Source organism: Bosea sp. OAE506 (genome assembly GCF_040546595.1).
In the GTDB taxonomy this organism is placed as follows: domain Bacteria; phylum Pseudomonadota; class Alphaproteobacteria; order Rhizobiales; family Beijerinckiaceae; genus Allobosea.
On record NZ_JBEPOB010000001.1, the window covers coordinates 793457 to 806109 of the forward strand.

The 12653-nt window shown below is 69.4% G+C and carries 12 protein-coding genes and 1 pseudogene; 9 read left to right on the plus strand and 4 right to left on the minus strand.

Annotated features, from left to right (window positions below; genetic code table 11):
- Window positions 1-2: 2 nt before the first annotated feature.
- From ABIE41_RS03815 to ABIE41_RS03835, 5 genes are all read left to right on the plus strand, one after another.
- The gene (locus ABIE41_RS03815; protein WP_192643481.1) at window positions 3-320 is read left to right on the plus strand and encodes a phosphoribosyl-ATP diphosphatase; all 318 of its coding nucleotides are present in this window, start codon (window positions 3-5) and stop codon (window positions 318-320) included.
- Window positions 321-389: 69 nt separating this feature from the next.
- Entirely contained in the window at window positions 390-1349 is a 960-nt protein-coding gene (gene coaA / locus ABIE41_RS03820) for a type I pantothenate kinase (RefSeq protein ID WP_465247110.1), read from the plus strand.
- A 51-nt stretch (window positions 1350-1400) separates the two neighbouring features.
- A complete protein-coding gene (locus tag ABIE41_RS03825; protein WP_192643483.1) occupies window positions 1401-1847 on the plus strand; it encodes a YqaA family protein in 447 nt (148 codons plus the stop codon).
- A gap of 81 nt (window positions 1848-1928) precedes the next feature.
- Window positions 1929-2279: a RidA family protein gene (locus ABIE41_RS03830; protein ID WP_192643484.1), complete on the plus strand. Its 351-nt coding sequence runs from the start codon at window positions 1929-1931 to the stop codon at window positions 2277-2279.
- A 70-nt stretch (window positions 2280-2349) separates the two neighbouring features.
- Window positions 2350-3741, plus strand: coding sequence for a hypothetical protein (locus ABIE41_RS03835; protein WP_192643485.1), 1392 nt, complete (start codon window positions 2350-2352; stop codon window positions 3739-3741).
- A gap of 8 nt (window positions 3742-3749) precedes the next feature.
- Here the strand turns inward: ABIE41_RS03835 and ABIE41_RS03840 are convergent, their stop codons facing one another.
- Entirely contained in the window at window positions 3750-4910 is a 1161-nt protein-coding gene (locus ABIE41_RS03840) for an aminotransferase (RefSeq protein ID WP_192643758.1), read from the minus strand.
- A gap of 274 nt (window positions 4911-5184) precedes the next feature.
- On the opposite strand from ABIE41_RS03840, the gene ABIE41_RS03845 reads away from it, so the two are divergent.
- The 3 genes from ABIE41_RS03845 to ABIE41_RS03855 all read left to right on the plus strand — a co-directional run bounded on the left by ABIE41_RS03845 (window position 5185) and on the right by ABIE41_RS03855 (window position 9540).
- Entirely contained in the window at window positions 5185-6669 is a 1485-nt protein-coding gene (locus ABIE41_RS03845; RefSeq protein ID WP_192643486.1) for a cobyric acid synthase, read from the plus strand.
- A gap of 237 nt (window positions 6670-6906) precedes the next feature.
- Entirely contained in the window at window positions 6907-7503 is a 597-nt protein-coding gene (locus tag ABIE41_RS03850) for a TetR/AcrR family transcriptional regulator (RefSeq protein WP_192643487.1), read from the plus strand.
- 72 nt (window positions 7504-7575) lie between these two features.
- Window positions 7576-9540, plus strand: a complete 1965-nt coding sequence (locus ABIE41_RS03855) for an SDR family NAD(P)-dependent oxidoreductase (protein ID WP_192643488.1) — start codon at window positions 7576-7578, stop codon at window positions 9538-9540.
- Here ABIE41_RS03855 and ABIE41_RS03860 read toward each other — a convergent pair.
- Window positions 9464-10394: pseudogene (locus tag ABIE41_RS03860) on the minus strand (NAD-dependent epimerase/dehydratase family protein). The gene ABIE41_RS03855 and the pseudogene ABIE41_RS03860 overlap by 77 nt on opposite strands.
- Complete coding sequence (locus tag ABIE41_RS03865; RefSeq protein WP_192643490.1) at window positions 10391-11437, minus strand: MraY family glycosyltransferase; 1047 nt, start codon at window positions 11435-11437, stop codon at window positions 10391-10393. The pseudogene ABIE41_RS03860 and the gene ABIE41_RS03865 overlap by 4 nt, the downstream one beginning before the upstream one ends.
- Window positions 11438-11542: 105 nt before the next feature.
- Between ABIE41_RS03865 and mmcB the strand changes: the two genes are divergently transcribed.
- On the plus strand, window positions 11543-12007 hold the full coding sequence (gene mmcB, locus ABIE41_RS03870) for a DNA repair putative endonuclease MmcB (protein WP_192643491.1): 465 nt from the start codon (window positions 11543-11545) through the stop codon (window positions 12005-12007).
- Window positions 12008-12032: 25 nt separating this feature from the next.
- Here mmcB and ABIE41_RS03875 read toward each other — a convergent pair whose 3' ends face one another.
- The gene (locus ABIE41_RS03875) at window positions 12033-12599 is read right to left on the minus strand and encodes an ActR/PrrA/RegA family redox response regulator transcription factor (protein WP_192643492.1); all 567 of its coding nucleotides are present in this window, start codon (window positions 12597-12599) and stop codon (window positions 12033-12035) included.
- Window positions 12600-12653: the final 54 nt, after the last annotated feature.

A 12653-nucleotide genomic window follows, 5' to 3' on the forward strand; every position in this document is an offset into this window, starting at 1 on the left:
CGATGACCTTCACCCTCTCCGATCTCGAAGCTCGCATCGACGAGCGCGCCGCCGCGTCAGTGGACGAATCCTGGACCGCGAAGCTGCTCGCCGCGGGCCCCGAGCGCTGCGCCAAGAAGTTCGGCGAGGAGGCGGTCGAGGCCGTGATCGCCGCGGTGAAGGGCGACCGGGACGAGCTGATCGCGGAAAGCGCGGACGTACTCTATCATCTCTTGGTTGTACTGAAGGCCCGTGATGTTGCATTGCAGGACGTGTTGAGCCAGCTTGAGGCCCGCACTGTGCGCTCCGGTCTGGCGGAGAAAGCCGCACGCCCCCGTTGATGAGTCGAGGCTAGTCCTGCGTTGAACCTCGAAGCCTGGATTGCGGGCCGCCCCATGGACCAGCGCGCAATGCCCGCCCCGGCCCTTCCCGATCTCGATTCGCCCTATCGCAGCTTCACCCGCGACGAGTGGGCGCATTTGCGCGCCGACACGCCGCTGACGCTGTCGGTCGACGACCTGACCAAGCTGCAGTCGATCAACGACCCGATCTCGCTCGACGAGATCGTGGCGATCTACCTGCCGCTGTCGCGCCTGCTCTCGCTCTACGTCGCCGCCACGCAGGGGCTGTTCAAGGCGACGCAGCGCTTCCTGCTGGCCGAGGCCGAGGTCAAGGTTCCCTATATCATCGGCGTGGCGGGCTCGGTCGCGGTCGGCAAGTCGACCACGGCGCGCGTGCTCAAGGCGCTGCTCTCGCGCTGGCCCAACACGCCGAAGGTCGAGCTCGTCACCACCGACGGCTTCCTGCTGCCGAATGCCGAGCTCGAGCGCCGCGGGCTGATGCAGCGCAAAGGCTTCCCCGAGAGCTATGACGGCTCGGCGATCCTGCGCTTCCTCTCCGACGTCAAGGCCGGCAAGCCGCAGGTGAAGGCTCCGGTCTACTCCCACCTCGTCTATGACGTGGTGCCGGGCGAGACGGTGACGGTCGAGCGGCCGGACATCCTCATCCTCGAGGGGCTGAACGTGCTGCAGCCGAGCCGGATGCCGAAGGACGGCACGGTCATCCCCTTCGTCTCGGATTATTTCGACTTCTCGGTCTATCTCGATGCCGACGAGAACGACCTGCATCGCTGGTACGTCAACCGCTTCATGACGCTGCGCCAGACCGCCTTCCGCGACCCGCGCTCCTTCTTCCGGAAATATGCGGAGATCGCCGAGGAGGAGGCGTTGACGATCGCGGAAAATCTTTGGACCGGGATCAACCTGCCGAACCTGCAGGAGAACATCCTGCCGACGCGCCAGCGCGCCAGCCTGATCCTGACCAAGGGCGCGAGCCACCGGATCCAGCAGGTCGCGCTGCGGCGGCTGTAAGGCGATGACGCCGCGCGCGAACCCGGCGCTCTCACCCGCCATGCCGCGCTGATGGAGACCTTCTGGTCGCTGGCCGGCATGGCAGGCGCGGCCTTCGTCGCCGCGACCCTGCTGCCGGCGCAGTCGGAAGCCGTGTTCCTCGGGCTGCTGGCGGCGCGGACGGTCGATCCGCTGCTGCTGTTCATCGTCGCCAGCCTCGCCAACACGGCCGGGTCCGTCGTCAACTGGTGGCTCGGCCGCCTGATCGCGCGCCACGGTGTCGAGAAGCTGCCGCGGCGCCTGCGGCCCGATCCCCGGCGGCTGGCCCAGGCGCAGGGCTGGTTCGCCCGCTTCGGCTGGCCTTCCCTGCTCTTCGCCTGGCTGCCGATCGGCGGCGATCCGCTCACCTTCGTCGCCGGTACGTTGAACTATCCGCTCGGGCGCTTCATCCTGCTCGTGCTGGCGGGCAAGGCGGCGCGCTATGGCGTTCTGCTGGCCGGCTGGGTATCATTGACCTAAGGGAACTTCCGCAACCTTTGCGGCGTTGCGCCGGACCTCTGCACAAGCTACCAGCGGTCGTCCCTTTCTGGAGATCTGATCATGAGCATTCAGCGCATCGCCGTCGGCCCGCGCATGTCCAAGGCCGTCGTCCATGGCGACACCGTCTATCTGGCGGGCCAGGTCGCGGACAAGGCGGCGGGCAAGAGCGTCGCCGAGCAGACGCAGGAGATCCTCGGCATCATCGACGGCCTGCTCGCAGAGGCCGGCACCGACAAGACCAAGCTGCTGATGGTCAATATCTGGCTGTCGGACATGTCGACCTTCGCCGAGATGAACGGCGTCTGGGACAAGTGGGTCGTCGCCGGCCAGACGCCCGGCCGCGCCACGGTCGAGGCCAAGCTCGCAGGGCCGCAGTTTACCGTCGAGATCGCGGTCATCGCCGCGAAGTGAGTGTGGGCAGCGCCCCCGGCGACGGGGGTGCGCCGCTGGCCGTGACCCGCAGGAGACGGGAGGTGCTACCGTGACCTCTCAGACCGACATGTCCGCCATGATCGAGCGGGTCGCCGAACGGCACGACGTGCCGCTGGCGGTCCTGCTCGCGGTGATGGCCAGCCTCGTCAAGAGCGGCGCCCGTCCCAACCTGGCGCGCCTCGAACAGCTGCTCGGTCGCAAGGCCCGGGAGGTCGTCGCCCTGCGACGCCGCCTCGACCAGGCCAGCAAGGACGGCGTCGTCGCCGAAGCGCGGCGCAAGGCGGCTCGCGCCCTCGAAGGCGGGCAGTTCGCCGAGGTCGAGCGGGCGCTGGCGCAGCTCGAACTGCATTTCTTCGGCGGCATGACGGATCTGTCCACCATGCCCGCCGACCGGCGCATCGCCGCCGGCGAAACCCGCAGCGACCGCGCCGCCACGGCGCTGCTGGAACTCACGCCCAATGCCTGCCGCGAGGCGTCGCAGCGCTATGCCGAGGCCGCCGCCATCGTCGGCGTCGCGGATGTTGCGCGCAGCCGCGACCTGGCGATGCGCCAGGGCGATGCGCTGGCGCGAATCGGCGAGGATTTCGTCGATCGCACCGGGTTCGAGGCGGCGATCGAGCATTTCCGCAAGCTCCTCGCCGGGCTCGACAATTTCGAGGACACGCTCGCCTGGGCGACGGTGCAGGAGCGTCTGGCGCGCAGCCTCGCCGGGCTCGCGACCGTGACGGGGGACGAGGCGCGACTGGACGAGGCGCTCGCCTGCTGCCGGACGGCGCTGGAGGATCTGCGCCACGACGAGGCCCCGTTGCTCTGGCGGGCGCTGAAGGTACGCTTCGGCCGGATCGCGATTCCGCTCGCCGACCAGCGCGAGGACGAGGCGCTGCTCGAGGAGGCGATTTCGGCTCTGGCGACGGCGCTCGCCCGCTGGAACCGGGACGGCGACGAGGCCCGCTGGCTGGAGGCCGAGCAGCTGATCTCGCGCGGCCGGGCCGCGCTGGGGCGGCGCACCAGCGATCTCGCCTTGCTCGAGCGGGCCTTCAACGGCTTCAACCGGGTCGCCAAGACGGTCGACCGCAAGCGCGAGCCGATGCGCTGGGCCGAATTGCAGGACCTGATGGGTGGCGTCCTCGCCGCGATGGGCGAGCGCTACAGCGAATCGATCGTTCTGGAAGAGGCTGTCGCCGCCTTCGATGCGGCTCTGGAGGAGCGCCGGCGCGAGCGCAGCCCTCAGCTCTGGGCTGCGAGCGCCGCCAATCAGGGCCTCGTCTCGATGCAGCTGGCGGCCCGGCGCAAGGACCAGGGCCTGGCGCAGCGGGCGCTGCTGCAGATCGCCTCGGCGGTCGAGGCGATGCGCGAGGCAGGCTATGGCGCCGATGCGGCGGCGCTGCAGAAGAAGCTGATCCAGGCCGGCAGCCTGGCGGAAACGATGGCCCGGGGCTGAAGCCCGGTTCAGGCGCCGGATATCGCTCGCTGGCGCTTCGCCAGCCGCTCCAGCGCCTCGTCCAGCGTGGCGTCGCGCTTGGCGAAGCAGAAACGCACCACCGTCTTCACCGCGGCCTGGTCGTAAAAGGCACTGACGGGAATCGCGGCGACGCCGTGCTCGGTCACCAACCGGCGGCAGAAGTCGACATCGTCGCTCTCGCCCAGCGGCGCGATGTCGACATTCAGGAAATAGGTGCCGACGCTGGGCAGCACGCTGAAGCCCAGATCCTTCAGCCCCAGCGCAAAGCGGTCGCGCGAGCGCTGGAAACCGGCCCGCATCCCCTCGAAATAATCGTCCTCCTTGCCGAGCCCATAGGCCACGGCCGCCTGCAGATTGGGGGGCGTCGTGAAGGTGATGTACTGATGCGCCTTGGCGAGCACCTTCATCAGCGGCGGAGCCGCCATCACCAGCCCGACCTTCCAGCCGGTCAGCGAGAAGATCTTGCCCGCCGAGGAGATCTTGACGGTGCGCTCGCGCATGTCGGGCCGGCCGAGCACCGAAACGTGCCGGTGGCCATCGAACACGACATGCTCCCAGACCTCGTCGCAGATCGCGATCGCGTCGTGGCGGATGCAGAAATCGGCGAGGAGATCGAGATCGGTGGCTGAGAAGATTGTCGCTGTCGGATTCAGTGGGTTGTTGAAGAGCACTGCCTTCGTCCGCGGCGAGAAGGCGGCCGCGAGCGCCTCTTCGGTCAGGCCGAAATGCGGCGGTGTCAGCGTCACGAATTTCGGGATGCCGCCCGCGCGTCGCACCAGCGGGACATAGGCGTCGTACATCGGTTCGAACAGCACGACCTCGTCGCCCGGCGACAGGATCGCCATCAGGGCGCCCGCGATCGCCTCGGTCGCGCCCGATGTGACCATGATCTCGCTGTCGGGATCGAGATCGAGCCCCTGCCAGCGCTTGTAATGGTCCGCCGTGGCGCGGCGCAGCTCCGGAAGGCCCATCATCGGCGGATACTGGTTCCAGCCGTCGACCACAGCATCGGCCGCCTTGCGCCGGACATCGAGGGGGCCCGGATCGTCGGGGAAGCCCTGGCCGAGATTGACGGCGCCGGTCTCGCGGGCGAGCTGCGACATCACCTCGAAGACGCTGGTCGAAAGGGCGGAGAAGATCGGGTTCATCGCATGCATCGCCTGACCGAAGGAGCCGGGCAGCGCCTCTAGCATGCTGGCGGCGCCGACGCACGCAGCTCCCACACCACGTCAAGGCTCTCAAAAATGCGAAGTGATGAATGTTGACATTCGTCACCGATCAGGATTTACTCCTCTTCGCCGGTTCACGACGCCCCTCGGCGCGACTTCGCCCCTTTGGCGCGACGGGATGCGACGTGAACCGGTGACCCTCTGCGTCGGCAGCGCCGATTGCCCGAAGCCCAGCCGCCCCCTAATCAGGCGCATGGCCTCCTCCCGCACTCCCGCCATCATGATCCTCGGCACCGGCTCGAATGTCGGGAAGTCGCTCGTCGTCGCCGGCCTCTGCCGCCTCTTCGCCGATCGCGGCCTCAGGGTCCGGCCGTTCAAGCCCCAGAACATGTCCAACAACGCCGCCGCCACGATGGGAGGCGAGATCGGCCGGGCGCAGGCCCTGCAGGCGCGTGCCGCCCGCATCGCCGCGCATGTCGACATGAACCCGGTCCTGCTTAAGCCCGAGAGCGAGGCCGGCAGCCAGATCATCCTGCAAGGCCGCGTCGCGGGCCACCTCCCGTCCGGCGACTTTGCCCGGCGCGGCGATTTCCTGCCCCGCGTGCTGGAGAGCTTCGAGCGGCTGGCCGCGCAGGCCGATCTCGTTGTGGTGGAAGGCGCCGGCTCGCCGGCCGAAACCAATCTGCGGGCGCGCGACATCGCCAATCTCGGCTTCGCCCGCGCCGCCGGCGTCCCAGCCATCCTGGTCGGCGACATCGACCGCGGCGGCGTCATCGCCAGTCTCGTCGGCACGCATGCCGTGCTGGACGAGGCCGATCGCGGCATGATCCGCGCCTTCGCCGTCAACCGCTTCCGCGGCGAGGTCGCGCTCTTTGCCGATGGGGTGGAGACTATCCGCCGCGCCACCGGCTGGCCCTGCCTCGGGGTCGTGCCCTGGTTCGCGCAGGCCTCGCACCTGCCGGCCGAGGATGGGCTCGATCTGCGCAGCACACCGGCCCGGCCGGGCGCAGAACTGAAGATCGCCGTGCCGGTGCTGCCCGGCATCGCCAATTTCGACGATCTCGACCCGCTCAAGCTGGAGCCGGCGATCGATCTCGTGCTGCTGCGGCCGGGCCAGGCCCTGCCGGGCGATACCGGCTTGGTCATCCTGCCGGGATCGAAGACGACGCTGCGCGACCTCGCCGCCTTGCGGGCGCAGGGCTGGGACGGCGACATCCTCGCCCATCGCCGGCGCGGCGGGCATGTGCTCGGCCTTTGCGGCGGCTACCAGATGCTCGGCCGGGTGGTGCGCGATCCGCATGGGCTCGAAGGCCCGCCCGGAGAAGCGCCGGGGCTCGGCCTGCTCGATGTCGAGACCGAGCTCGACCGCGCCAAGACCGTGCGGGAGACCGATTTCGTGCATGGCGCGAGCCAAAGGGCCGGCCGCGCCTACGAGATCCATCTCGGGCGCACCGACGGCCCCGACCGGGTCCGTGCGCCGTTCTCGGTGGACGGGCGCGGCGAGGGTGCGGCCAGCCCCGATGGGCGCGTGGTCGGCAGCTATCTGCACGGCGTCTTCGCTTCAGACCCCGTGCGCGCCGCCTTTCTGGAGCCGATCGCCGGCTCCTGGCTGTCGGGCGGGATGTCCTATGAGGAGGCGGTCGAGGCGACGCTGGACGAGCTCGCGGCGCATCTGGAGCGGCATCTCGACATTGAGGCGATCCTGGCGCTGGCGCGGCAACGCCCTGCTCCCGGCTGAGAGGCGCGGAGGCGGGAACCGGGCGTCCCGCCGGCGCGTTCGCAACCCATTCCCCGCTCGCGAGGCGGCCCCCACGCGTGACGGGCGGGCCCTCGCTTAATCCAGATCAATGCAACGCGGCGTCTTCTGCCATCCTGTCGAAAGATCAGCTTCGCCAAAACGTTGACGAGTGACAAATTTCGTCATAGCCGTCAGGTCCTGCCGACAGACGCCGCCTTCACAAGGACAGGCCTTTCCGTGAGTCACCCCGAGCGCGATACGAGGCGATGCATCGTCGACGCGGCCGAGCGCTTCTTCCGCGACATCGGCTACCAGAAGACGACCGTCGCCGACATCGCCAAATCGCTGCGCATGAGCCCGGCCAATGTCTACCGCTTCTTCGACTCCAAGAAGTCGATCAACGAGGCGGTGCTGGCGCGCTTCAAGGGCGAACTCGAGGAATCGCTCTCGCTGATCATTGCCGAGCCGCGACCCGCCGGCAGCCGGCTGCGCGAGATGCTGATGGCCTCCTACCGGATCAACCAGGCGCGCTTCGTCGACCAGCAGCGCATGCAAGAGATGGTGTGCGCCGCGATGGAGGAGAGCTGGGACGCGATCATCGGCCATATCGAGCGCTATGACGCGCTGATCGGGCGGGTGGTGGCCGAGGGCGTGGCCAATGGCGAGTTCCGCCCGGTCGATCCGCAGGCGGCGACGCAGTGCATCCGCACGGCGATGATCCGCTTCCAGCATCCGCTGCTGATGGCGCAATGCGCGCGCATGCCCGGCCCCAGCGCCGAGGAGATGATCGGCTTCATCATGGCCGGGCTGGAGCAGCCCAAGGCCGGCTCCTGACGGCGCCCGGGCCTCGCCCGGCGCGCCCGCGCGTTGACAAGCCCGCCGAGGGAGCAGGATACCCCGCCCGTCATGCCCAGTCTCTCCAAGCAGAGCTTCAAGAAGCTCGCCGTCATCGCTCACGACCTCACGGCGACGGCGGCGGCGATCTGGCTCGTCTTCGTCATCCGCTTCGAGGGGTCGCTGCTCGACGAGCATCTGCGCTATCTGCCGCGCTTCCTGCCCTTTTTCGTGGTCTATGGCGGGTTGGTCTACTGGGCCTTCTCGCTCTACCGCTCGAAATGGCGCTTCGCCTCGCTGCCGGACCTGTCGAACATCGTCAAGGCGTCGACGATCCTGACGCTGACGCTGATCATCGTCGACTACGTCCTCGTCTCGCCGAATTTTTACGGCGCCTTCTATTTCGGGAAGATCAGCATCGCGCTCTACTGGCTGGTGCAGATCGCGCTGCTGGGCGGGCCCCGGCTGGCCTATCGCTATTTCAAATTCTCCCGCTCGCGCCACCAGGCCGCGCGCGAGGCGTCCCATCCCGCGCTGCTGCTCGGGCGCGGCTTCGAGGTCGAGATGGTCATCCGCGCCATGGAGGCCGGCACCATGCGCAAGCTGCGGCCGGCCGGCATCCTCTCGCCGCGCGCGGACGATCTCGGCCAGAGCATCCGCGGCGTGCCCGTGCTGGGGCTGCTCTCCCAGATCGAGGAGATCGTCGGCGAGGCGGCCGAGCGCGGCGAGGGTTTCCGTCGTATCGTCGCTACGCCGAGCGCGCTGCAGCCGGAGGCGGAGCCCGACAAATGGCTGGCGCGCACCCGCAAGCTCGCCCTGCCGATCTCGCGCATGGAGACGCTGGGCGAGGGCGCGCGCGACACGGAACTGGCGCCGCTCGAGATCGAGGATCTGCTGGTGCGCTCGACGGTCCGGATCGACCGCGAGCGGCTGGGCAATTTTTTGAAGGGCAAGCGCGTCGTCGTCACCGGCGGTGGCGGTTCGATCGGCTCAGAGATCTGCCTGCGCTGCGCCGCTTTCGGCGCCGCGGAACTGCTGATCGTCGAGAGTTCCGAGCCCGCCCTGTTCCAGGTGACGGAGCAGCTCAGCATCCAGGAGCACGAGACGCGTGTTTCGGGCGTCCTGGCGGATGTGCGCGACCGTGACCGGATCGCGGCGCTGTTCGTCGCCTTCGCGCCCGACATCGTCATCCATGCCGCAGCGCTGAAGCATGTGCCCTATCTCGAGGCGGACTGGAGCGAGGGCGTCAAGACCAACATCTTCGGCTCGGTCAACGTCACCGATGCCGCGATCGCGGCGCGGGCCAAGATCTTCGTGCTGATCTCGACCGACAAGGCGATCGAGCCCGTCTCGATGCTGGGCGCGACCAAGCGCTTCGCCGAGATGTACGCCCAGTCGCGCGACGCCGAATTCATCGCCGCGGCCGGCGGCATGCGCCTCGTCGCCGTGCGCTTCGGCAATGTGCTGGGCTCGGTCGGCTCGGTGGTGCCGAAATTCAAGGCGCAGATCGCGCGTGGCGGGCCGCTCACGGTCACCAGCCCCGACATGATCCGCTACTTCATGACCATCCGCGAGGCCTGCGACCTCGTGCTGACGGCTGCGTCGCATGCCCGTTCCGACGGGCCGGAGGAGGAGCGGGCCGCGGTCTATGTGCTGAAGATGGGCCAGCCCGTGAAGATCATGGACCTGGCCGAGCGGATGATCCGGCTCGCCGGCTTCGAGCCGGGCGAGGATATCGAGATCGTCGTCACCGGCGTGCGGCCGGGCGAACGGCTGAACGAGATCCTGTTCGCCCGCGACGAGCCGATGGCCGAGACCGGTCTCGACGGCGTGATGGCGGCGAAGCCCGTCTTCGCCAACCGGGAGCGGCTGCAGGGCTGGCTGTCACGGCTCGAAACCGCCCTGAAGGCGGATGACCGCGTCGCCGCCGACGGGGTGCTGGACGAGGCGATTCCCGATTTCAGCCTGCGTCACGGGGCTGCGCCAGGCGCTCCAGCCCAGTCCGCGTCGCCAGTGGCGGCCGCCATCCAGCCCTGAGCAGGGGCGTCGGGCCGCGCCACGAGGCTGCCTGCGAGCTTGTCGAAGGCGTCCTGTCGTCCGAGCAGCCGCGCTGCCAGCCGCAATAGGCCCGGTGGCACGGGGATGAGCCCCGGTGCGCGCCCCATGCCCTTGCGCAGTGCCGCCAGCATCTCCGCCACGCCCAGCGGCTCTGGATCGGCCAGGGAATAGGCTCGCCGGGCGGGGCAGCGCGGCGTGAGCGCGAAGAGCACGGCGTCCGCCAGATTCTCCACCGCCAGCAGCGAGCGCGGCGCCGTCAGCCCGCCCAGCGGCAAGGGCAGCGGCAGCCGCGCCAGCTTCACCAGCGCCGCCATGTTAGCCTTCACGCCCGGCCCGTAGACCAGCACCGGGCGCAGGGCCACCCAGTCGAGATCGAGCCCGGCGAGCCCCCGCTCGGCGGCGAGCTTTGAGCGGCCATAGGCATCGTCCGGGGCGGGCGGATCGTCCTCGCGCAGCGGGGGGCCATCGAACGCCCCCGACAGGGCCTTGATCGAGGAGACGAAGACGAAACGACCCACACCGGCGCGGTAGGCGGCCTGCGCGAGATCGAGCGTCGCCTGCGTGTTGATCTGCCGGTAGAGCGCCTCGTCGAGCCCCGGCCCGGCATGGGCGAGCCCGGCGAGATGGACGACATGGGAGATGCCCGCGAGCGCCGGCGCCCAGTCGACAGGCGAGGAAAGATCGCCGGTAACGACCGCCTCGACGCCAGGCGGAGGCATGGCGGCGCTGCGCTGGGTGATGCGGACCCGGTAGCCGGCCGCCAGCAGCGCCTTGACGACATGGGGGCCGACGAAACCGCCGGCGCCGGTGACCAGGACGCGTTCGCCGCTCATGAGGGCCGGCGACGCGCGAAGCGCCGCATCAGCAGGCCGGCGAGCAGCAGGGCGAGGCCCAACGCGCCGATCTGCACCGGGACCGCGGGTATCAGGATGGTGAGGCCGGCGAGCAGGACCAGCGCGAGATTGAGCAGGCCGATCTCGGTTGCGATGCGCAGGACCGCGTGCCCGTTGGTCGTCGCCTGTTGATAGAAATGGGAGCGATGCGCCTCCCAGACCCGCTCGCGGCGCGCGAGCCGGCGCAGCAGGGTCAGCGTGCTGTCGGCGACATGGTAGAGCGGCAGGATCAGTGCCGCCGTCAGCGCGCCGGTTCCGGCCAGGCGATAGAGCAGATAGGCGCCAAGCAGGCCGATCGGCAGCGAGCCGACATCGCCAAGAAAGAGCCGCGCCACGGGCTTGTTGAAGGGCGCAAAGCCGATCAGCCCGCCACAGAGCGCCGCAGCGAGCAGGCCGGTGGCGGGATCGACGATGCCCGCCATCCCCGCCAGCGCCAAGGCGCCGGCGAACGGGACGAAGCCGGCGACGGTGAGCCAGTCGAGCCCGTCCATAAAATTGGTCAGGTTCACGAACCAGATGCCGGCAAGCAGCGCGAGGCAGCGCTCCGCCGCGAGCGGCAACGAGCCCGGAAAGAGCCGCAGGTCCGGCGCCGCATAGACGATCACCACCGCGACGCAGAGCGCCTGCAGCCCGAGCCGCAGCCCCGGCGAGAGCGGCCGGATGTCGTCCCAGGCGCCGACGATGGCCAGCGTAGACGCCGCCGCTGCGACGAAGACCAGGCCGCCCATGCCGCCGGGCGGCGGCAGAAGCGCGGCCATGGCTGCCAAGGCCGCGAAGGCCCCGGCGAGGACGGCGATGCCACCGCCCTGCGGGGTCGGCACACGGTGGCTGGAGCGGGCGTTGGGGCGCGCCAGCGCATAGCGCAGCAGCAGCGGCCGGAGCAGAACGCAGAGCAGCGCCGCGACACCAGCCGCAGCGATCAGGGTCAGGAGCGTGGCGAGCGTGCTGGGCAAGGCGAGAGGGACCGTGGTGTCGTTGTGCATTCCCTAGAGCATCGGATGCTTCGGCGGGAATCGTTTTCGCGCCGGGCATCACGCAATGCAGGCGTCGGCGCTTGCCCGAGCCGGCACAAAGAGGGAACATAGGGCATGAACCAGGCCGATTCCCTGCTCAACCTGCCCCCGACGCGGCCTGACGTGACGCGCGCGGTCTGTCGCGGCGCCTCGCGGCATCTGCGCGCGCTGGGCTATGCCGTCGTCAAGGAGATGACCTTCGCCAATGGACGCCGCGGCGACATCGTGGCGCTATCGCCCGCCGGCGAATTGCTGGTTGTGGAGGTCAAGTCGGGGCTGGAGGATTACCGGATCGACGGCAAATGGCCCGACTACCGGGCCTATTGCGACGGTTTCCTGTTCGCCGTGGCACCGGAGTTTCCCGCCGAGATCCTGCCCGCCGATGTCGGGCTCATCGTCGCGGATGCCTATGGTGGCGCGCTGATGCGCGATGCACCGCGCCATCCGCTGGCGCCGGCACGGCGCAAGGCGCTGACGATCGCCTTCGGCCGCCTGGCCGCAGCGCGGCTGGCGGGACTCGAAGACCCGCAGCCGGCCTGAGCCGCCGCGCTGTCGAGCGGTCTGCTCAGCGCGGGGCGCGCTTGGCCAGAATCCGCTGCAGCGTGCGGCGATGCATGCCGAGCCGGCGCGCCGTCTCGGAGACATTGCGGTTGCAGAGCTCGTAGACGCGCTGGATGTGCTCCCAGCGCACCCGGTCCGCCGACATCGGGTTTTCCGGAGGCTGGGGACGCGCATCGCGCGCCGCTGCGAGAGCGGCATGGATCTCGTCGGCATCCGCCGGCTTGGCCAGGAAATCGAAGGCGCCGAGCTTCACCGCGCTGACGGCGGTGGCAATGTTGCCATAACCGGTCAGCACCACGCCGCGCGCCTCGGGCCGGCGTTCCTTCAGACGGGCGATCACGTCGAGACCGTTGCCGTCGGCGAGCCGCAGGTCGATCACGGCGAAGGCCGGCGCCGCATCATCCACAGCAGCGATGCCGGCGCTGACGCTGTCGGCGATCCGTACCGCATAGCCGCGGCTTTCCATGGCGCGGGCGAGACGGGTCAGAAAGGGCTTGTCGTCGTCGACCAGCAGCAGCGACCTGTCGGTCACCGCGGTGGCCGACACCGGTTCGGCCAGCATATCCTGCATCACAACCTCCTCCGGCCGGGCTCGGTCCGAGCCCCGGCAGCGCGGCCTCTGCCG